This window comes from Flavobacterium crassostreae (assembly GCF_001831475.1).
Classification (GTDB): domain Bacteria; phylum Bacteroidota; class Bacteroidia; order Flavobacteriales; family Flavobacteriaceae; genus Flavobacterium; species Flavobacterium crassostreae.
In genome coordinates this window covers 2,926,682-2,947,859 of record NZ_CP017688.1, presented here as the reverse complement: position 1 = coordinate 2,947,859, position 21,178 = coordinate 2,926,682, and the positions used below count along the sequence as shown (strand labels likewise).

Genomic DNA, 21,178 nt, shown 5'->3' with positions numbered 1-21,178 from the left:
GGCTTGTTTATTATCATGTAGATGATAATGCACGGATTTATCTATAAAAGTGAATTGATCCTTTTTGCTTTTACCAAACAAAGCTACGCCTATGGCTTTAAATACAAGCCAGCATCCACCAACACAAATAATAAATAAAAAGAATATTTCCATCAAATCAAAATTACAAATTAATACAATGGCATTAGTTTAAATTTTTAATGAAGTTAATTAATTCTTTTATTCTTATTTAGTCTAAATAAGAATAAGTAAAATTTCACTACATTTGTTTAATAAAAAAATAATCAAATGGCTGATACTAAGCAATATTTAGTGTATGTAAAAAAAATAAACGAGACCCTAAATAAATGGTCCGCTAACGCTAAAAAAACAGAAGAACTTCCTGAGATGGTGAAAGCTAATCCGGAAGCATTATTGATAGCTTCTGAATTAGAATCGGGAATTTGGACTTCTAAAAAAATAGAAATAAAAAAAATAATTGAAGAGGCGTCTGATTTTGGTCAAAACAATAATGTTAGAGAGGTTATACTGGGTGTGATTGATAAAAATCAAGACTTGAATTACCTCTTGGATACTAATGGAATTACAGTATCAAAAAACGAGATAGTTATACTTACAGCTTTAGCAACTGTCGACTCAACTTTGATTCAACACCAATATTTATGGAAGCTCGGAAAAGGTGCTTTTAATCCGATAGGTTCCTCTAATATTAATGATAAGTTGATAGCATTACAGCCTAGATTTATTAGCGAATTAACGGCTAATGAACTTACATCTTCCCCAGGTGCTGTTGTTTATGATTTAGGGGCAATCAATACGTCTATATTAGAGACAATTAATAATATTACACCAGCAAAAAAATTTACGGATCAAGAAAAAATATATTATATAAGATGCGAAATAAACGGGGTTAATCTTTTATACAATTTTATAGGCATAAATGGCAACTATGGCTCTGGAGAATTACAAATGATAATTGATGACTTGGTTTTGATTTATTCTAGTGCCAATACTGATTTGTTTTCTTTCAAACAAGATAAGAATCAAAAAAACCAACCCAATGGCTACGTTGGTTTAGAATCCGACACCAAAATAGCGGCCGTATATCTAAACATCATAAACAACCTAACTCAAGGAGGAGCCGCTGCCATGCTATCTGCCGAAATGGGAAAGCAGTTAGGCTTGCAATTAGATGCTATCCGAAGCATTCTATTTAGTGACAACATTAATTTGGACACCATACAAGAGATTGTAGACGTTTTAGAAAACGTACAGACCTACATAGATAATGTATTAGTTAATGACTTAACCACAGGAGGCGTAACCAAGGCATTAACCGCCGAAATGGGAAAGCAATTAAAAAATTTGTTAGACAACAAAGCCAATCAAGATGGTACAGGAGCTATGGGTACTTGGGGCATTGATATTACAGGAAGTGCGAAAAATCTAAAACCTTTTGCCGTTGACTCTTGGAAATCTTCTTCTCTACCAATGGACTTTGCAGATGGTGTTTCTTGCAGTTTTGTTTCTAGAAAGGAAGGATTTCCACATTTTGGAAGCGTGGTAAATGTAAAAACGATAGCCGCAGGAGGTGGCTCATTGCAGCTGTATGTGCCGTATAGTAGTCAATTGGGTGGCGATAATTTAAAAGTTCGTTTTGGAAATTACGGTGTTAACAATGGAAACTCTTGGACAGCTTGGAAAACATTAGCCAATCTCTCAGATATTCCAGACAACCGTGTACTAGCACAACTATACACTAATGTAAGCACAACGGATACTGTTTTTACCACGCTTTTCTCGTACACAATGCCCGCAAATACTTTGGCTAAAGATGGTGATTTTTTAAAAATCACGGTTAATGCCATTGCTAGTTTAAACAACTCGGATACCTCCATGGAGTTGTCCCTTGGCGGAGTTGTTATGCATCAATTTCTTAATAATTCTATTTTCGTTTATACCTATACAATTATTAGAAATTCGAGCACTACAGTTGCTGTGTTTTTTAATAATTCACCTCTTGGCACACTTGCACTACCAAATGGATTTTCAATAAACCATCTGCTGAATATCAACTTTAAAACCATGCCTGGAACTACCCTTACTTTAAGATATGTTTTGGTAGAAAAAAAGGCGGGAGCGTAATTCAACAACAAAAAACAATATGAAGACATTTTTATTATACCTACTAACGGCAACTTTTTTATTTTTTGCACCAATCACGGGATTATTAATAGCTGTTGGTGCTGCAATAGCCTTAGATACTTGTTTTGGAATATATAGAGCCATAATGGTAAAGGGTTGGAAATATGTTACCAGTAGAAAGCTAAGTGAAATTATATCCAAAATGCTTCTTTATGAGCTATGTATCATTTTGCTTTATGTGATAGATTTCTTCATTCTTTCTGAAATATTTGAAAAATGGTTTTCAATTTCCTTTTTCGCCACCAAAGTATGCGCAATCCTTTTGATATTCATCGAGGGGGTTTCAATAAAAGAAAACTATGAAAAAGCTACAGGAAAAGATGTTTGGGCTATGATTAAAAAAGCCTTAAAAAGAGCTAATGAAATTAAAGACAGCATAACTGATTTAAAAAACAATACCGATGATAACGACAAAACAAGCTATTAATGAGTTTGGAAAGCCAAACCAACAAGGCAGTTATTTAACTACAATAGAATTGCCTTATCCTATGCGTTTAGCTTGGGACAAAAAGACTAAGGTTACTAAAATGAGGTGCCATAAATTAGTTGCCGAAAACTTTAAAAATGTTTTTAAAGACCTTTTAGATCATTACGGACTACCCAAAATACAAGAGTTAGGGATTGATTTATTTGGAGGTTGTTTCAACTTTAGAGCCATGCGTGGAGGTTCAGATTATAGCCGTCATTCATGGGGAATTGCCATTGATTTAGACCCAGAAAGAAACTTATTGCACGAGACATCTAGCACAGCTCGTTTTGCAAGACCCGAATACAAGCCAATGATTGATACTTTCTATAGATATGGATTTATTTCATTAGGAGTAGAGAAAAATTATGATTGGATGCACTTTGAAATTAAATAAATGTAAAATAGGGAGATTTACATAAAACCTCCCTAAATCTATCAATTTAAAAAAATACAGTTATGCAAATCAATTTATCAAAAATAAAGCCAGTAGCAAGTAAGTTGTTCCTTTACTTAGGATGGATATTGTTGCTTGTGGTGTTATGGTTTAAAGGTTGTTCAAAATCCGATAACGGAACACAAAATGTAAAAGTAGAAGTTCCCGAAGTAGTTGGAAAATTTCAGCCAAAAAAGCCAGAGCAGATTGTAATTCAAAAATCAGTTGTAAAGGAATACTTAACAACTGAAAATCCCATTAATGAAAAATTGGTTGCCGAGAATGATAAGTTAAAAAACGATTTTGCAAAAGAAACAGATTCTTTAAAGAAACAAATTCTGTTTTCAAAAATAGCGCAGCTCAATAAATTTTCTACTGATTTCGAAGACGAAAACGTTTCACTAAACATCAACGGAATAGTACAAGGAGAGGTCAAAGAAATTACTCCAAGCTACACTATCAAGAAAAAAACTATTCATGTTCCCGTAAAACAAAAAGAAACAGTATTAAGGCTACTAGTCGGTGGAGCATTTGGAGCAAATAAAGAATTCAATCAAGTGGCCTATCAATTTGATCTTAGTGTCCAAAATAGAAAAGGGGATATTATATCAGCTGAGTACTTAAATATAAGTGGTCAAGCTTTTGGAATGTTTAGCTTAAAGAAATCAATACTCAACATTAAGAGATAGTTTTTTGTTTTTTTAGTAATTAGAGCAGCTCTTAAACGAGTTGCTTTTTTATGATTTTTCTTTAAAATAATTTTATTTCTTTGCAACTAACATTTTGTGTCTGTATTACTGTAGAGGCAAAAAAAAATAGATTTAATAATGAAATCATACGGATTTAAAAATATTTGCGATGTTGATGTGTTTGATTATCTAAATTTAAAAGAAAATCCAAAATACATTGATATTGATAAAAATAATAAAGGCTATCATTTTGGAATCAATCTAAATGACAATCCATTGAAGGGATTCGTAAAAGTAAATTCTATTCAAGAGATTGAATTTGAACTAAGGAAGCATGATTTTATTTATAGAAAGAATACCAGTAAAATATTGAAATACATTCAAACACAATTATATCCATAAAAAAGCTATCTATAGATAGCCTTTAAAATAATTTATATAAAATAGATATAGATATCTTCATCTTTGCTTTTTTCGCCTTTCTGATTTCCAATTTTCATTATAATACTTATCAGATGCATAATTTTGACATCGCTCCGCTGAGACAAAAATTAAAGCTGATATAACAAATTATGATATTGGTATAATTGTGAAAATTAAGCAGTGATTACGTTGATCCTAATGTTTTTTAAAGCTTCGTTTTTCCTGCTATTCCTACCGACTAAATAAACTTTTTCAGTAACATCAGTTTCGTGACTTGCCATTCCTTTAGATAACATAGAACTCTCGCTAGTGGCTTTGTCAAGTTCATCCAAAAATAAGTGTTTTAAAGCATAAAAGTCTGCTGTTATGTTATATTTATCCTTTACAAGTCTTTTCCATCGCTTAGTTATTTGATATGGCTGTGTGGGAGTCACTGACGGTTGTAAGTTTCTTGTGAATAAATAATCTTCTTCCGTTTTGCATTCTTGAACAATTTCGGTCCAAAATTTTAGAGCATTTGGTAAAATAACTTTTATGACTTCTCTGTAGCTATTTCCTTTTTTAATAGTAATTCTATATTCTCTTTTCTCCAGGTACACGTCTTTTTTTTGAACCCTAAATAATTCTGCACTTCTCGCGCCAGAATGAAAAAATATCTGTCCATATCTATAAAATGTGTAATAATCTGTTTTTAAAATAGAAAAAATTTTATTGAGTTCATCAACTTCTAATGTTTCACGAATTTTTTTTACCGTTTTTTTCTTCCTAATATCTTTTATCGGATTATGAAAAACCATTCTTTTTTCCACCAAATCAGATAGCACAATAGATAAATGTGTCAGAAATTTATTATATTCATTTGGGGTAAGGTTGAGGTAGTCAAGTAAATCGCGAACATGGCCAGAATGAACTTCACTAATTGAGAAATCTATCCTTTGTTGCTCAGCCGATTTTTTAACCTTAGCAATGATTCTGCGGAGTTCTTTTATTACTCCATCTGAAACGGATAGCTTTAAGTAGGCTATTTCTAAAGCTTCAATAAAGTTTAATTTTGGGTGTAAGACTCCATTTATTGGTATTGCTTCCGGAATCATGTACTTTTTTGTAATTGGATTCCAACCTTTGTCTTCAAATAATTTAGGTATTTCTGTTAACAATACTTGAATTGCAGCTTTTCTCTCCTCTAAAGTTCTAAATTTGTTTAGTTTTTTTCTAAAAGGAAAGCCTTTAGGATATTTTTCAAGGAATAGAGGGTCAATAAATTTACATTCTACATACCAGTTAAGTTCTAGACTTTTCTTTGAAGTTAATGTTTTCCAATTTTTAGGATGTACCCATATTTCTGTGTATGAGCAGTCGAATAGTAGTGATTTTGCCATTTTTGTGTAATTACTGGGGTTGCCGTAAGGGTTGCCGTTTTAGTAATTACTAGCCGTAAGAAGTTTAATTAAAAAGTCTGAAACCCTTGTTGGGAGTGGGTTTCAGACTTTATTTTTTTTGTAGCGAGAACGAGATTTGAACTCGTGACCTCAGGGTTATGAATCCTGCGCTCTAACCAACTGAGCTACCTCGCCAAAGGGCATTGGATATTTATCCTTGAATGCGGGTGCAAAGATATAAATAATATTAGAATTCACAAGCATTTTTTAAATAAAAAAATAAATTTAAAAATGTTTTTTTTTAGGACATATATTCTATATATTCGAAAAAAATTAAATGTAGCTCATGGATCAGAAAAAACGTTACGAAATAGAGTTTCCTATAAATTCCTCTCCGCAATTACTTTACCAATATATTTCTACGCCTTCAGGATTATCGGAGTGGTTTGCAGATAATGTTAATTCACGTGGTGAATTTTTTACCTTTATTTGGGACGGTTCTGAAGAAAAAGCTCGTTTGGCTTCTAAAAAAGCTGGCGAAAAAGTAAAATTTAAATGGGTAGATGATCAAAATAAAGATACGGAGTATTATTTTGAAATTCATATTCTAGTAGATGAGCTTACTAAAGATGTGTCTATAATGGTTGTTGATTTTGCAGAACAGACCGAAATTAACGAAGCTAAATTATTATGGGAAAATCAAATTTCAGATTTAAAACATCTGATAGGATCGGTATAGTAAAATTGTATTTTAAAACTTATATTTGCCCTGAACTAAATTCAGGGTTTTTTTATGATTAATTTTAACGGGAATATCGTAGGTAATAACAGTAATGTACTCACAAACAATCGTGCTTTTTTGTATGGAGATGCTATTTTTGAAACAGTGAAAATAGTAAACTCTAAGATTTTATTTTTAGAAGACCACTATTTTAGATTAATGGCCTCTATGCGTGTCGTACGAATGGAAATTCCGATGCATTTTACAATGGAGTTTTTTGAAGAGCAAATTATCTCTTTGGCCACGGCAAATAATCTCGGAACTACATCCAGAGCCAGGATTACGGTTTTTAGAAACGATGGCGGATATTATCTTCCGGAAACCAATGAGGTTTCGTATTTAATTCATGCCACTGCGCTAAATGAGGCTGCTTATAGTATAGCAAAAGACGTTTATGAGGCAGACTTGTATAAAGATTTTTATATAACCAAGCAGTTGCTTTCTTCTATCAAATCTACTAATAGATTGCTACATACTACCGCTAGTATCTATGCGCATGAAAATGGCTTGGATAATTGTTTGTTATTGAATGATTCTAAAAATGTTGTAGAAGCAACACAGGGTAATATTTTTATGGTATCGGGCAATAAATTAATAACTCCAGCTATTTCTGAAGGTTGTTTGAATGGGGTTATGAGAAGAAAAATTTTAGAACTAGCCCGAAAAATGGATAACTTGGTAGTTCTGGAAGAAACCATATCTCCTTTTGATCTACAAAAAGCAGATGAGTTATTCGTGACCAATGTAATAAAAGGAGTACAGCCAATTACAAAATACAGAAAAAAGATATTTGGAACCGCGTTTTCCGAACAAATTTTAAAATTGTTGAACGCCAGTATCGCCTAATTTTTGTGATAGAATTATTTTGGCCAAGTTAATTTAAATAGGGATTCTCTGGAGCATTAGACCATATTAGGTATTCGCCACCAAGTTCTATTATTTGTTCTTTCCAGAAATGGGTTGTTGCTTTGCCTATTATTTTGTTTTTATAAATATTAGGCGCCACTATCCAGGAGTTCGCATTCATTTCGGTTTCTAATTGGTTTTCTCCCCAACCGGTATATCCCAAAAAAAACCGAATGTTGTCTTTTTTAATGATGCTGTTGTTTAAAAGCTCTTTGGTAGACTCAAAATCACCACCCCAGTAAATTCCGTTAGAAATTTCAATACTATTTGGGATTAAGTTAGGCACATTGTGTATAAAATAAAGATTGTCTTGTTCTACAGGGCCGCCATTATAAATTTTAAATTTTGCAGTAATTTCTGGCACCAAATCATTAATGCAATATTTTAATGGTTTGTTGATAATAAATCCCACAGAACCATCTTTGGTATGCTCTGCCAATAGAATAACAGATCTATTAAAGGATGTGTCTCCAATTATAGAAGGCTCAGAAATAAGTAGTTGTCCTTTTATTAGGGTTTCAGAAATCATACTTTTGGCAAAATTTTTTATTAAAACTAATATTTTTTTTCACAAAAACCAATTTTAACGAGTTATATCCACAAAAAAACCCTCTATTGAGGGTTTTTTATATATTATTAGGCTCTGAACTATACTTAGTTTACAGCACCTTCTAATTCTGCACCAGCTTTGAATTTTACTACATTTTTTGCTGCAATTTGAATGGTTTTACCAGTTTGTGGGTTTCTTCCATCTCTAGCCGCTCTAGCAGATACAGACCAAGATCCAAAACCTACAAGAGATATTTTTTCTCCTTTTTTCAAAGTTCCAGCTACGTTTCCTAAAAAGGATTCAAGCGCTAATTTAGCAGCCGCTTTAGTAATTCCTGCGTCTACAGCGATAGCATCGATTAATTCTGATTTGTTCATAATAAATAGTTTATTAATTGTTGGTTAAAAAAAATGTCAGTAACAAATTTAGTGGTAAATATAAACCACACAAGTATTTTGTGATATTTTAATATTTTTTGTTGATAACTTAATTTAATTGTTAACAAAAGATTATTTTTTTTATTGTTTTTGCACAATATCGTATTTTATTGGTATTATATTACCATTAAATTTTTCGAAAAAACCATCCCATTTAAAAACTCGGGAGTTGTCATTCTTTTCTTTCCCGGAAATTGCAAGCTATTTATTTGGATATAACCATCCGAAACGGCTATTTTGATTTCTTTTTTGTTACAAACAACACTTCCTATGGCAAGGTGGTGCTTTTCTTCTATAATTTTGGATTCATAGATTTTGACACTCCATTTTTCTTCTTTATCCAAAAAGTAACACCACGAGGCAGGGTAGGGACTTAATCCTCGGATCAAGTTATGGATTTCTGTGGCGGATTTGCCCCAGTCAATCTTGCAATTTTCTTTGTTTAACTTATAGGCCGTTTGGATTTCGGCGGTATCTTGTTGCACCGTTGTTTGCACCGTATTGGTAGCAATTAGCGCTAGAGTATTCTTTACGGTATCACAACCCAATGCAAGAAGACGGTCGTGGAGTTGGCCTGCGTTTTCGTTGGGATCAATAGCGGTTTGATCTCGCAGAATAATGGCACCGGTGTCAATTTTATCGTCTATAAAAAAAGTGGTAACTCCAGTTTGTGTTTCGCCATTTATTATAGCCCAGTTAATAGGAGCAGCGCCCCGGTAGTTAGGAAGTAAAGAAGCGTGTAGATTAAAGGTGCCAAATTGGGGCAAATCCCATACTGCTTTTGGCAGCATTCTAAAGGCTACTACTATTTGCAAATTGGCTTGCAGGGCTTTTAATTCTTCTAAGAAAGAAGGGTCTTTTAGGTTGGTGGGCTGCAATAAATTTAGGTTATTGGCAAGCGCATACTCTTTGACGGCAGAGTGTTTTATTTTTTGACCCCGACCAGCAGGCTTATCTGCTGCAGTAATTACGCCTACTACTTGATAGTTGTTTTTGAGTATACTCTCTAGGATACCTACCGCAAATTCGGGGGTTCCCATAAATACAATTCGTAATTTTTCCATTATATTTTTAAGGTGTATTTATTGTTAGGTGTTAAATGTATTTTTTGTTCGTGCAAGAGATTTTGAATGGCAAAGATAGTGTCGTTGGTGCTACAATTGGTTTTGGATTGAATTTCTCTAGAATTTAAATCGGTACTTTTCAATAAAGTAATGATTTTTTTTGAGAGTAATTCTGGATGCAATTTAGGTTGTTTTTTAGCAATACAATAGGAGCAAATACCACAATCTGAGGGTGTTTTTTCTCCAAAATACTCGAGTATAAAGTTGCTTTTGCAGCTAGTATTTTGGGTAACGTATTGAATAACAGCTTTAAATTGGAGGTGTTTCAATTGGTTTTGGTTTTCTAAACGTTTTGCCACTTTGCTAATGGTGCGCTCGTCTTCTCTAATTTCATTAAAGGTCAGTAAGCTGTCTTTGTTTTTGGCGTTGTAAGAAACGATTTCTTTTTCTTTTAGCTTATGCAAAAGAGCCAGAATTTGATTCTCAGGACGGTTTGTTTTTTTGGCAATAAATTGGAGATTGCATACTGTTGGCACTTCGTAAATGCCAGGATAGGTACGTAGTAGGCTGTAAATTATTTCTGCATCATTAGGGTTTAGGCTGGTGTAACGCAATAATTCTTTAGAAGAGATTAAAAACTGCAAACTTATTTTTTGCGAAAATTCTTGAGAAAGAGTAAGTATTCCCTGACGGTCTAAAAATTGAAAAGCAGCATAGGTTTTTAATAACGGAAAACCATATTTAGTACAAAACTGATTGAGGTTAAAGGCAAATTGTTCTTGTATGCCTTCGCCATAGGCAATCTGCAAGTGGTTGCATAGTTTTTTATAAAGGGTATTTAGAAATTTTTTATCAGACAGAACGTGCAAAAATTGATTTTCGGCTTGTGCACTATCTCCAGGACTGGTCAATAAAACCGCAAAGGCCTTTTGTTCATTTCGTCCGGCTCTACCGGCTTCTTGGTAGTAGTTTTCTAAATTTTCGGGCAGTTGTACATGGATAACTGTTTTAACATTGGCTTTGTCAATTCCCATTCCAAAAGCATTGGTGGCTACAATAACTTGCGCCTTATCTTGGATCCAAAGTGCCATGTTTTTTTCTTTTTCGTTAGCGTCAAGACCACCGTGATAATAAGTAGCTTTAAACCCTGCGGCCTGCAATTGGGTGGCAATGCTAACGCAGGATTTTCGGTTGCGTACATAAATAATGGAAGGCTCTGGATTTTTTTTTAAAATTTGCTCTATTTTAAAGAGTTTGTCTTCTACTTCAAAAACCATATATGCTAGATTTGCTCTATAAAAAGATTGTTGAAAAACCCGTGGATTTTCCAGACCCAACTCTTCCATAATTGCTGCCTTTGCTCTAGGAGTTGCACTGGCGGTCAAGGCCAAAAAAGGGGTTTTAGGAAAATGGGTTTTGAGAACGGCAATTTTTAGGTAAGCAGGTCTAAAGTCATGCCCCCATTGGGATACGCAATGGGCTTCATCTATGGCAATGAGATTTATAGGCAAGTTTTTTAGGCGTTCCAAAATCCAATCAGACTGTAATCTTTCTGGAGATAGGTACAAAAATTTGTAATTTCCAAATTTACAATTGTCTAAAAGAGTCGTCATTTGGTCGGATTTTATGCCGCCCGTCAATGCCATGGCTTTGATGTTTAGTGTATTTAAATTAGCTACTTGATCCTTCATAAGTGCCACTAATGGCGATAAAACCAAACAGATGCCTTCTTGGAGTAGCGCAGGAACCTGAAAACACACTGATTTTCCGCCGCCAGTAGGCAGCAACGCAAAGGTATCTTGGCCGCTCATAACGGCTTCAATGATTTCTTCTTGAAGGGGTCTAAACGCCTGGTGTTTCCAGTATTTTTGAAGTATTTTTAGAGCCTCAGACATTCTTTTTTTTTGGTTTTAATTACAAATCGGATGCTAATAAAAATCCAATCCATACAAAATAGCAGCACAGGTTTTAGTCCTAAATTCGGTCTAATATAAAAAGTATTCGGTTGTCTACCGTGTCTTTGGGTACTTCAAGGAGTTGGTAGCCGTAGGTTTGGTAGGTAGTTATAAGGTGTTCTTGAATTTGTAAGGCTTGTTGAAAATTTTCGTAACGCGCTTGATCTTGCACATAAATTTCTGGCCAAGGCGGAAGAATAAACACTTTAGAATACCGAAACTCTTTGCAGAGACTGTCAAATTCTTTGGGGTAATCGGTACCAATATAGTTTAGGTAGGCCAGTACATCGGGGAGTCCGCGGTCCATAAAAACCATAGAATGGGGTTCTTTTTGAGCATCCAAAAATTGTTTTTTACGACCCTCTAATAACAACTCGCTAAACAACAAAGGTTGTTCCAAAAAGAGCTGTTCTACACCTTGTTTTTGTGCCTCAAGGGTAACTTCTCTCGAAATTTCGGGATAACAACAATATCCTTGTGCCACTAATGCGGCAATTAAGGTGCTTTTGCCTGTTCCGGGTCCGCCGATAAGAATAACGATTTCTTTTGACACTTTTATCTAAATAAGGTACAAACTTACTTAAACTTATCCAAAACAAGAAAAAACAAGACTTTAAAAAAGTATTTGGACTAAAAATACCTATTTCAAAATTCATATTTTGCTTTTGAAACTGTATCTTTGCTTTAATTTTTTATAAAAAATGGATAAGAAAACAGAAGAGTTTTACGTTAGATTAAAAGCAGAGTTAGAGAGAAACAACGATTGGCCTGCTTTGTATTTATACAAATTCATAGTTCCCTCTGTGGGAGATAATGTTGCACGCGTGGAGCAAGCCTTTGATTGTATGGGAGCGGTTATAAAAACTACCAAATCCAAAACAGGCAAATTTACCAGTCTTTCTGTAGATGTACGCATGAAAGATCCTCAAGAGGTTATTGACAAATACCTAGAGGTTGCAACCATTGAAGGAATTGTTTCGTTATAATTTGAAATAAAACCGTTATAGTAGGTTGGTTGTTCCAAAAATAGTACTACCATTTATTGCTCCAAAATAAAATGCAAACCATGAATTCAAAATACACCAAAGAAAATGCAAATGATGTGGTCCATCATCTGGAATACAATGCCGAAAGATCGCATTTGATTATTCCGGAATACGGCCGCCATTTGCAAAAATTAATAGACCAAGCCACCGCCATAGAAGATGATGAGCAGCGCAATAAAGCAGCCAAATACATCATTCAGGTAATGGGGAGCTTGAACCCGCATTTAAGAGATGTATTGGATTTTCAGCACAAATTATGGGACCAATTGTTTATTATGTCTGATTTTAAATTAGATGTAGTATCTCCATATCCTATCCCTTCTCGCGAAGTCTTGCAGCTAAAGCCAGACGTATTGCAGTATCCTCAAAATTATCCTAAATACCGGTATTATGGCAACAACATAAAATACATGATTGATGTTGCTAATAAATGGGAAGAAGGAGAGATGAAAGAAGCTTTGGTTGTGGTTATTGCAAACCACATGAAAAAATCGTATTTGAGTTGGAACAAAGACACCGTAAAAGACGATGTTATTTTTGAACACCTATACGAATTGTCAGATGGCAAACTGAACCTGCTACATAGTTCCGAAGAGTTATTGAACACCACAGATTTATTGCGTACCAATAAAAGAATATCCAATAAAATAACCCCAGCGAGCCAACCCAAAATTCAGAGCAACAGAAACACTAAATTGGTCAAGCCAAAATATAAAAAATAAAACTAGTTTTTTGGATTTTAGACTAGTTAATACAATTGGTTACCCCAAAAAAAACAAGAAAACAGGTATATTTTAGACCTAAATAATTTATAACTACAAAGAATATATGGGAATTTTCAAAATAGAAGGAGGGATTCGTCTAAAAGGAGAAATAACTCCACAAGGCGCAAAAAACGAAGCGTTACAAATATTGTGTGCGGTACTTTTGACCTCAGAGCAGGTGTTAATCAATAATATACCCGATATTATTGATATCAATAAACTAATTGTATTGTTAGGGAATTTAGGAGTCAAAATAGAAAAAAAAGGCCCTGGATCCTACCTATTTCAGGCAGATAATATCGCTATTGATTATTTAGAAACCGAAGCCTTTAAGAAAGAAGGAGGGGCATTACGTGGTTCCATAATGATTGTAGGACCACTACTTGCTCGTTTTGGAAAAGGATACATACCCAAACCCGGAGGAGACAAAATAGGACGAAGACGTTTGGATACCCATTTTGAAGGATTTATAAACCTTGGGGCAAAATTTAGGTACAATAGAGAAGACCATTTTTATGGCGTAGAAGCCCCGGATGGTTTGCAAGGAGCTTCGATGCTACTTGACGAAGCTTCAGTAACCGGAACAGCCAATATTGTTATGGCAGCCGTGTTAGCCAAAGGAACCACTACCGTTTATAACGCTGCCTGTGAGCCCTATTTGCAACAACTATGCAAAATGCTAAACGCAATGGGAGCAAATATAACTGGAGTAGGATCCAATTTGCTAACCATCACAGGTGTAGCGAGTCTTGGTGGTTGTGAGCACCGGGTTTTGCCAGATATGATTGAAATAGGAAGCTGGATAGGACTAGCAGCCATGACCCAAAGCGAAATTACCGTCAAAAACGTTAGCTGGGATAACTTAGGCCAAATCCCCAATGTTTTTAGAAAACTAGGAATCACCCTAGAGCGCAGAGGAGATGATATTTACATACCTTCACACCAAGACGGATACAAACTAAAAACAGATATTGATGGTTCCATTTTGACCATTGCAGATGCTCCGTGGCCTGGATTCACGCCGGATTTACTAAGCATTGTCTTAGTGGTAGCTACACAAGCACAAGGCGATGTTTTGATACATCAAAAAATGTTTGAAAGCAGGTTGTTTTTTGTAGACAAACTAATTGATATGGGAGCCAAAATAATGCTATGTGATCCGCATAGAGCAGTGGTTATGGGGCATGATTTTCAGTCTCAATTAAAAGCCACCACCATGTCTTCGCCAGATATACGTGCTGGAATCTCGTTATTAATTGCAGCGCTTTCCGCAAAAGGAACCAGTATCATTCAAAATATAGAACAAATTGACCGTGGATACGAAAGAATTGACGAAAGATTGCGAGCCATAGGCGCCAACATCATTCGAGAATAGCGTATCGATACTATATATCCAATATCGTTTAAACATTCTTTTTTTATTCCAACCAAAAGCAATGTTTAAACGATTTTTTAATTTACTACCTCCATGTCTGCAGAAAAAACAGCAATACAAACAACCTATTTTAGTATTTTAAGCAACAGCGCTCTAGCTATTATAAAAGGATTTGCGGGTTTTTTTGGCAATTCTTACGCCTTAATTGCAGATGCTATCGAGTCTACCACCGATATTTTTGCGTCCCTATTGGTTTTGTTCGGAATTAAATATTCAAGCAGACCAGCAGACAAAAACCATCCCTACGGGCACGGAAGAGCAGAACCATTAATTACCTTTTTGGTGGTTGGTTTTTTGATTGCATCGGCATTACTTATTGCTTATAAGAGCATTCTCAATATTCAAATTCCGCATGATTTGCCCAAACCATGGACCTTACTAGTTCTAGGAGGCATTATCCTCTGGAAAGAATATTCCTTTAGGTTAGTAATCCAAAAAAGCATACAAACCAACAGTTCTTCTTTGCGAGCAGATGCCTGGCACCATCGTAGTGACGCAATTACCTCAGTAGCCGCATTTATTGGCATTAGTCTGGCATTGTATTTAGGCAAAGGTTACGAAGCTGCCGATGATTGGGCAGCGCTATTGGCTTCTTTTTTTATTTTGTATAATAGTTACCAGATATTTAGACCCGCTTTGGCCGAAGTCATGGACGAGCACCTATATGATGATTTAATTGCAGAGATACGCAAGGTTTCTGTAACCGTGATGGGAATTGTAGCCACCGAAAAATGTTTTATCCGAAAGGCAGGCATGAAATACCACGTAGATTTGCATGCAATAGTAGATGGAACCATTACAGTCAAACAAGGCCATGATTTAGCCCACCAACTAAAAGATACTTTACGAGAACAAATGCCTCAATTGGGACATGTTTTAATACATATAGAGCCAAGCCCATAGGGACAGCATACCCATTAGGACGGGTTGCTTAAATAACAAAAGATTGCACCGCTAATTCATAGCTCTTTAATCCAAATCCCAATATTACTCCTTTTGCATTTCCAGAAATATACGATTGGTGTCTAAAGGTTTCTCGGGCATATGTGTTAGAAATATGTACCTCAATCACTGGTGTAGTAATGGCTTTAATGGCATCTCCTATAGCTACCGAAGTATGGGTGTAGGCACCTGCGTTCAAAATGATACCATCATAAGAAAATCCTAATTCTTGAATTTTACCAATTAATTCGCCCTCAATATTGCTCTGAAAATAAGTAAATGCAATAGAAGGAAAACGATTGGTAAGCGAACTAAAATAATCTTCAAACGTAAGGCTACCATAGATTTCGGGCTCTCTTTTGCCTAATAAATTTAAATTAGGGCCATTGATAATGCAAATTTTCATAAGTTTTATTTTTTGTAAAAATAAATAAATCATTCCAATTAAAATGATTTCTAAAACTGAAGTTGTACTAAATCTAAAATAAAACATCTTAGTTGTTACCTACTACAGAACGTATTTTGGGACTGAATTAATTTAGGTACCAAAAAAAATCCCGTTTTGAGATTCTCAAAACGGGATTACTTATTCTTATGGTTAAGTATTAAAATTGGTATCCAATTCTAACACCACCAAATACATTAGTGGCTAAATTAGAACCTTTATTACCAGGAACGGTAATTGTAGGTTGGCCTGTAGTGGTAGTTTCTTTGTCTTTTAAGGTATTAGACATAAAGCTTAATCCAGCTTCAACACCTAAATATACTTTTTTTACAATGTAATAATCTGCACCAGTAAATAAGCCAACTCCAAATCCAGAACTTTTTTGCTCTGTTTTTGTAGTTGTATTATTGTATTTACCTTCCTCAGATTCATTACCCATTTTGATCAATAAATCTGCTCCAGCATACGTAGATAATCTATCTGATCCAGCAAAATGTTTCTCAATACCTAATTTGATTGTATTTGAAGAACTTTTAGTTGTAGCTGTTGCTACCACAGGAGTTGTCATCTCAACTTCTGACGTTTCGCTATTTAACCCAAGACCAACTCTAAGAGCCATATCTTCTTTTAAAAAATATCTAAATTTTAAACCTCCACCATTAAGGTTGAAATTAGCATTGTTTAAACCTCCGGTTAAATTTACCTCAGTGGTAATTGTTCCAACTGTTGGCTTGTAAGAAGAGTTATCCTCTTGTGCATTTGCTGCTTGAAAAGCAAAAAAACCTACTGCAATTAAAAAAACTTTTTTCATCGAATTATTAAATTTATAGTTAATTATTTTTTTTGCTTAGTGCAAAAAACTTACGCAAATGTATTAAAAAAACTACATAACCATTCTTTTTTTTGATTTTCATAACAATTTTTGCTTTTTTTTATGTTTTTTTTAATATAAATGCTTGATATACAACATGTAGGGTTATGACTACTTATTTTTAGTTTCCCTAAAGTTGATAAAGTACAAAACAGTACCTCCAAACAGTAAAAATTTAATGGTCTAAAAAAAGAATCCAGCAGATAGTTGTACTGTTGCGCTTTTAATATCTGAATTTTTAGACGGATCCGTAACACCCATAACATAACGTCCTTGAACAAAAACACTTTTGGTAAGCTGTACACCTAACCCTGCTGCTGCTGCAAATTCAAAGGTGTTGTAATCTTCTAGATCAAAATTATTTTTTTGGCTTACTAAAAAATGTGCTTGCGGACCGGCTTCTAAAATGAATACGTTACCGATAGTTAGTTGTGCCAATAACGGAATGGAAAGGTATCCAAGTTCATTTTTAAATTGGGTAGCTGCATTTTTGTAACTCGCGCCTTCGGTAGTATAAATTAATTCGGGTTGTACCGCAAATTTGTCTGTAAGCTTAACTCGAGCAACAATTCCGGCATGATAACTGCCTATTGCAGCGGTTTGGTAATTTTGTTTGTCAATAGTAACTTCTGCTGCTGTTGCATTGGCATAATTAACTCCAGCTTTTAGACCAAATTTTACTAATTGTGCCTGTGTATTAAACACCAAAGCAACTATTGCAATGCTTGTTATTCCTGTTTTTTTCATTTTTTTTTCTTTTTTTGAATACTAAATTTTATCAAGACGCAATTTAATCTAAAGAAATAAATTGAATAGAAAGAAATAGTTATGATTTTAAAATATTTGTAAGTTATTTACTGTTAAAATATTTATTTATTACATCACTAAATGTAGTGATTTTTAAAATTTCTATTTAGCTGTTTTTGAATGTTTTATGTTTAAAAAAGCGATTTTTAAGTAAAAAAAGAGCTGCTTTTTATCCGTGATTTAAGTGTTTTTTAAAAGAGATATAGATACATTCGCACTTCAAATTATAAATAAAAATAAAAATGAAAAAAATTATTTTAACAGTTGCTGCTGTATTTGCTTTTGGAATTGCTAATGCACAAGAAGGGCAATTTAAAATTGGAGCTCATGTTGGCTTGCCAATGGGCGATATTAAAGACGCTTTTTCTTTAAATGTAGGAGCAGATGTTGCTTATTTATGGGAAATTGATGAGCAATTTAAAGTAGGTGCAACTACTGGTTATACTACATTTTTAGGAAAAACATCTACTACGGATTTAGGTCCATTTGGTAGTATTGAAGTTAAAACGGATCCAATTGGTTTTCTACCATTAGCCGGTACTGCTCAATATACTATTGCAGAAGATTTTTTCATAGGTGCTGATTTAGGATATGCAATCTATGTTGGTAAAGGAACTAGCGATGGTGGTGTTTATTACCAACCAAAATTTGGTTACCAAACGGATAAATTTGAAGTTTTTGCAGGTTATAAAGGAATTTCTCGTGATGGAGGATCTATTTCTTCACTTAATTTAGGTTTTAATTATAAATTATAATTTTAGTCTTAATTCATTTTATATAAAACCTCCTAATCGGGAGGTTTTTTTATGGATATAAAATCCGTTACTTTGTGTCATGAATTGGGATTTTTATATAAAAAGCTATCAGTCGTATCTAAAAATAGAACGCGGACTCTCTAAAAATACAGTTGAGAACTACTCCTTTGATCTGGAGCGGTTGTGTTTGTTTTTGGAACAAAATGCTATTTCGGTTTCTCCGGTTCAAATCACCCAAGAAACGCTGCAACAGTTCCTTTATGCTCTTTCGTCCCAAGTCCATCCACGCTCTCAAGCAAGAATGATTTCGGGTCTAAAGAGTTTTTTTAATTATTTAATTTTTGAAGAGTATAGAACAGACCATCCTCTAGAACTTATTGAAACACCTAGAATAGGCCGAAAATTGCCCGATACCTTAGCTCTAGATGAAATTGATGCCTTAATTGCAGCTATAGATTTAGCAACCGACCAAGGAGAGCGCAACCGTGCCATGTTAGAGGTTTTGTATGGTTGTGGTTTGCGGGTTTCAGAACTAATTACGCTCAAAATATCGGATTTGTTTTTTGACGAAGGTTTTATAAAAGTAACCGGAAAAGGAAATAAAGAACGCTTTGTACCCATAGCAGAATTAGCTCAAAAATACATTGCTTATTATAAAAAAGGAGTTAGACAGCAGCTGCATATCCAGAAAGGTTTTGAGGATACCTTATTTTTAAACCGACGTGGAGGGCAACTCAGCAGAGCAATGATTTTTACTATTATAAAAGATTTAAGTCTAAAAACAGGCCTAACCAAAAAAATAAGCCCACATACCTTTAGGCACTCTTTTGCTACGCATTTATTAGAAAATGGGGCAGACCTGCGCTCAATACAATTGATGCTAGGGCATGAGTCGATCACTACTACAGAAATTTATGTGCATTTAGACAGAACGTTTTTGGCTAAGGTGGTGCAAGAGTTTCATCCCAGAAAAAGCTAGACTGTGGCAAACCAAAAAAAAGCATTTCAGGATTTACTGAAATGCTTTTTGTGCTTATTTACTTATTTACTTATTTTATGGAGATACTTTTTGCGCTTATTTGGCAATATTTACGGCTCTAGTTTCTCGGATAACGGTAACTTTTACTTGACCTGGATAAGTCATTTCTGTTTGTATTTTTTGCGAAATTTCAAAAGATAGGTTTACTGCATTTTCGTCAGAAACTTTTTCGCTCTCTACAATTACACGCAATTCTCTACCTGCTTGAATGGCATAGGCATTTTTTACTCCCGTAAATCCGTATGCAACTTCTTCTAGATCTTTTAATCGTTGGATGTACGAATCTAAAACTTGACGTCTTGCTCCTGGTCTTGCTCCAGATATGGCATCACATACTTGAATAATAGGAGATAGTAAGGATTTCATTTCTATCTCGTCATGATGCGCTCCAATGGCGTTGCAAACCTCTTCTTTTTCGCCATATTTTTCTGCCCATTGCATTCCTAATAAAGCATGTGGTAGGTCACTCTCTGCATCCGGAACTTTTCCGATATCGTGCAATAGACCCGCTCTTTTGGCTAATTTTACATTTAAACCAAGTTCGGCGGCCATAATCCCACAAAGTTTAGAAACTTCGCGAGAGTGTTGCAGTAAATTTTGTCCGTAGGAAGAACGGTATTTCATGCGTCCAACAACTTTGATTAATTCAGGGTGCAAACCATGAATCCCTAAATCAATAACGGTGCGTTTTCCTACTTCAATGATCTCGTCATCAATTTGTTTGGTTGTTTTTGCAACAACTTCTTCAATTCTTGCAGGATGTATACGTCCGTCTGTAACTAGTTTGTGTAATGCTAAACGGGCTATTTCTCTACGTACTGGGTCAAAACAAGATAGTATAATTGCCTCAGGGGTATCGTCTACAATTATTTCAACTCCTGTAGCAGCCTCCAGTGCACGGATGTTTCTACCTTCTCTACCAATAATTCTACCTTTAACATCATCGGATTCAATATTGAAAACAGAAACGCAGTTTTCTACGGCTTCTTCGGTTCCTACTCTTTGAATGGTGTTGATGATTATTTTTTTGGCCTCTTGTTGTGCGGTTAATTTGGCCTCTTCAATGGTGTCCTGAATATGAGACATTGCCTTTGATTTGGCTTCTGCTTTCAATCCGTCTACTAATTGGTTTTTAGCTTCTTCTGCAGAAAGCCCTGAAATTACTTCTAATTGTTGTAATTGGCTTTTGTGCAACTTGTCTACTTCGGCTTGTCTTTTGTCTAGAATATCAATTTTAGAATTGTATTCGTTGGTTTTTTGGATAAAGTCCTCGTTTACCTTTTTGGATTTGGATAATTCGTTAGAAATTTGCGATTCTTTATCTCTGGTTCTTTTTTCTACTTCGGCAACTTTTTTATCTCTAGATAAGATAACTTGTTCGTGCTCTGATTTAAGTTCTATAAATTTTTCTTTGGCTTGCAGAATTTTATCTTTTTTGATATTCTCGGCTTCTACTTTAGCGTCTTTTAATATAGAGGAGGCTTCTTTTTTGGCATTTTTAATTAAATTAGAGATGTTGCTTTTTTCAATTATTTTTGCAATTCCAAATCCAACTACTATACCTATAATTCCTGAAATGATTGTTACTATGTCCATGTTTGTTTAAAATTTATATATAAAAAAAGCCTACATTAGTGGTATTGTATAAACTCGAAAAGACAAGTTTTGAGCTAACTCACTGTTCAAGTTTCCTCGCCGGAGCGTGGCATGCTTTAGTAGTGATGATTCGCTCATTCTAAAATGTTAGTGTTGAGTTTACCAATTGGGAACTAATGTAGGCAGT

At 34.6% G+C, this 21,178-nt stretch carries 23 protein-coding genes and 1 tRNA gene; 13 read left to right on the top strand and 11 right to left on the bottom strand.

The window, feature by feature from the left end:
- Nucleotides 1–288 precede the first annotated feature (288 nt).
- The 5 genes from LB076_RS13100 to LB076_RS13080 all read left to right on the top strand — a co-directional run bounded on the left by LB076_RS13100 (nt 289) and on the right by LB076_RS13080 (nt 4,198).
- Complete coding sequence (locus LB076_RS13100) at nt 289–2,145, top strand: hypothetical protein (RefSeq protein ID WP_066332311.1); 1,857 nt, start codon at nt 289–291, stop codon at nt 2,143–2,145.
- A gap of 19 nt (nt 2,146–2,164) precedes the next feature.
- A complete protein-coding gene (locus LB076_RS13095) occupies nt 2,165–2,632 on the top strand; it encodes a phage holin family protein (RefSeq protein ID WP_066332309.1) in 468 nt (155 codons plus the stop codon).
- Nucleotides 2,607–3,068: a M15 family metallopeptidase gene (locus LB076_RS13090; protein ID WP_066332307.1), complete on the top strand. Its 462-nt coding sequence runs from the start codon at nt 2,607–2,609 to the stop codon at nt 3,066–3,068. Before LB076_RS13095 ends, LB076_RS13090 begins: the two co-directional genes overlap by 26 nt.
- 62 nt (nt 3,069–3,130) lie before the next feature.
- Entirely contained in the window at nt 3,131–3,796 is a 666-nt protein-coding gene (locus LB076_RS13085; RefSeq protein ID WP_066332305.1) for a hypothetical protein, read from the top strand.
- A 138-nt stretch (nt 3,797–3,934) separates the two neighbouring features.
- A complete protein-coding gene (locus LB076_RS13080; protein ID WP_066332303.1) occupies nt 3,935–4,198 on the top strand; it encodes a hypothetical protein in 264 nt (87 codons plus the stop codon).
- A 194-nt stretch (nt 4,199–4,392) separates the two neighbouring features.
- Here the strand turns inward: LB076_RS13080 and LB076_RS13075 are convergent, their stop codons facing one another.
- Nucleotides 4,393–5,598, bottom strand: coding sequence for a site-specific integrase (locus tag LB076_RS13075; RefSeq protein ID WP_066332301.1), 1,206 nt, complete (start codon nt 5,596–5,598; stop codon nt 4,393–4,395).
- A 121-nt stretch (nt 5,599–5,719) separates the two neighbouring features.
- Nucleotides 5,720–5,793 (bottom strand) — tRNA-Met (locus LB076_RS13070).
- Between the two features lie 151 nt (nt 5,794–5,944).
- Between LB076_RS13070 and LB076_RS13065 the strand changes: the two genes are divergently transcribed.
- Together LB076_RS13065 and LB076_RS13060 are read left to right on the top strand one after the other, a co-directional pair.
- A complete protein-coding gene (locus LB076_RS13065; protein WP_066332300.1) occupies nt 5,945–6,337 on the top strand; it encodes an START-like domain-containing protein in 393 nt (130 codons plus the stop codon).
- Nucleotides 6,338–6,391: 54 nt separating this feature from the next.
- Complete coding sequence (locus LB076_RS13060; protein ID WP_066332298.1) at nt 6,392–7,225, top strand: aminotransferase class IV; 834 nt, start codon at nt 6,392–6,394, stop codon at nt 7,223–7,225.
- A gap of 28 nt (nt 7,226–7,253) precedes the next feature.
- Here LB076_RS13060 and LB076_RS13055 read toward each other — a convergent pair whose 3' ends face one another.
- The 5 genes from LB076_RS13055 to LB076_RS13035 all read right to left on the bottom strand — a co-directional run bounded on the left by LB076_RS13055 (nt 7,254) and on the right by LB076_RS13035 (nt 11,844).
- Complete coding sequence (locus LB076_RS13055; protein WP_066332296.1) at nt 7,254–7,814, bottom strand: YqgE/AlgH family protein; 561 nt, start codon at nt 7,812–7,814, stop codon at nt 7,254–7,256.
- 125 nt (nt 7,815–7,939) lie between these two features.
- Nucleotides 7,940–8,212, bottom strand: a complete 273-nt coding sequence (locus LB076_RS13050) for an HU family DNA-binding protein (RefSeq protein WP_066332294.1) — start codon at nt 8,210–8,212, stop codon at nt 7,940–7,942.
- A 176-nt stretch (nt 8,213–8,388) separates the two neighbouring features.
- Nucleotides 8,389–9,336 carry a methionyl-tRNA formyltransferase gene (fmt, locus tag LB076_RS13045; RefSeq protein WP_066332292.1) on the bottom strand — a complete coding sequence of 316 codons (948 nt, stop codon included), beginning with the start codon at nt 9,334–9,336 and terminating at the stop codon, nt 8,389–8,391.
- The gene (locus LB076_RS13040; protein WP_066332290.1) at nt 9,336–11,231 is read right to left on the bottom strand and encodes a RecQ family ATP-dependent DNA helicase; all 1,896 of its coding nucleotides are present in this window, start codon (nt 11,229–11,231) and stop codon (nt 9,336–9,338) included. The genes fmt and LB076_RS13040 overlap by 1 nt, the downstream gene beginning before the upstream one ends.
- 79 nt (nt 11,232–11,310) lie before the next feature.
- Nucleotides 11,311–11,844 carry an AAA family ATPase gene (locus tag LB076_RS13035; protein WP_066332287.1) on the bottom strand — a complete coding sequence of 178 codons (534 nt, stop codon included), beginning with the start codon at nt 11,842–11,844 and terminating at the stop codon, nt 11,311–11,313.
- 148 nt (nt 11,845–11,992) lie between these two features.
- Between LB076_RS13035 and LB076_RS13030 the strand changes: the two genes are divergently transcribed.
- The 4 genes from LB076_RS13030 to LB076_RS13015 all read left to right on the top strand — a co-directional run bounded on the left by LB076_RS13030 (nt 11,993) and on the right by LB076_RS13015 (nt 15,439).
- Nucleotides 11,993–12,277 (top strand): DUF493 family protein, encoded by a 285-nt coding sequence (locus tag LB076_RS13030; protein WP_066332285.1) that lies wholly within the window; start codon nt 11,993–11,995, stop codon nt 12,275–12,277.
- Nucleotides 12,278–12,357: 80 nt separating this feature from the next.
- A complete protein-coding gene (locus LB076_RS13025) occupies nt 12,358–13,059 on the top strand; it encodes a DUF4290 domain-containing protein (protein ID WP_066332749.1) in 702 nt (233 codons plus the stop codon).
- Nucleotides 13,060–13,165: 106 nt separating this feature from the next.
- Nucleotides 13,166–14,476, top strand: coding sequence for a UDP-N-acetylglucosamine 1-carboxyvinyltransferase (gene murA / locus LB076_RS13020; RefSeq protein WP_066332283.1), 1,311 nt, complete (start codon nt 13,166–13,168; stop codon nt 14,474–14,476).
- A gap of 93 nt (nt 14,477–14,569) precedes the next feature.
- Nucleotides 14,570–15,439, top strand: coding sequence for a cation diffusion facilitator family transporter (locus LB076_RS13015; RefSeq protein ID WP_066332281.1), 870 nt, complete (start codon nt 14,570–14,572; stop codon nt 15,437–15,439).
- Nucleotides 15,440–15,467: 28 nt separating this feature from the next.
- Here the strand turns inward: LB076_RS13015 and aroQ are convergent, their stop codons facing one another.
- From aroQ to LB076_RS13000, 3 genes are all read right to left on the bottom strand, one after another.
- Nucleotides 15,468–15,884 carry a type II 3-dehydroquinate dehydratase gene (gene aroQ, locus LB076_RS13010; RefSeq protein ID WP_066332745.1) on the bottom strand — a complete coding sequence of 139 codons (417 nt, stop codon included), beginning with the start codon at nt 15,882–15,884 and terminating at the stop codon, nt 15,468–15,470.
- A 199-nt stretch (nt 15,885–16,083) separates the two neighbouring features.
- A complete protein-coding gene (locus LB076_RS13005; protein WP_066332277.1) occupies nt 16,084–16,734 on the bottom strand; it encodes an outer membrane beta-barrel protein in 651 nt (216 codons plus the stop codon).
- A 243-nt stretch (nt 16,735–16,977) separates the two neighbouring features.
- On the bottom strand, nt 16,978–17,541 hold the full coding sequence (locus LB076_RS13000) for a porin family protein (RefSeq protein ID WP_066332275.1): 564 nt from the start codon (nt 17,539–17,541) through the stop codon (nt 16,978–16,980).
- Between the two features lie 302 nt (nt 17,542–17,843).
- Between LB076_RS13000 and LB076_RS12995 the strand changes: the two genes are divergently transcribed.
- On the top strand, nt 17,844–18,356 hold the full coding sequence (locus LB076_RS12995) for a hypothetical protein (protein WP_066332273.1): 513 nt from the start codon (nt 17,844–17,846) through the stop codon (nt 18,354–18,356).
- 79 nt (nt 18,357–18,435) lie between these two features.
- Nucleotides 18,436–19,335, top strand: coding sequence for a site-specific tyrosine recombinase XerD (gene xerD, locus LB076_RS12990; RefSeq protein WP_066332271.1), 900 nt, complete (start codon nt 18,436–18,438; stop codon nt 19,333–19,335).
- A gap of 96 nt (nt 19,336–19,431) precedes the next feature.
- On the opposite strand, the gene rny is transcribed toward xerD, so the two are convergent.
- The gene (gene rny, locus LB076_RS12985) at nt 19,432–20,991 is read right to left on the bottom strand and encodes a ribonuclease Y (RefSeq protein WP_066332269.1); all 1,560 of its coding nucleotides are present in this window, start codon (nt 20,989–20,991) and stop codon (nt 19,432–19,434) included.
- Between the last annotated feature and the right edge of the window lie 187 nt (nt 20,992–21,178).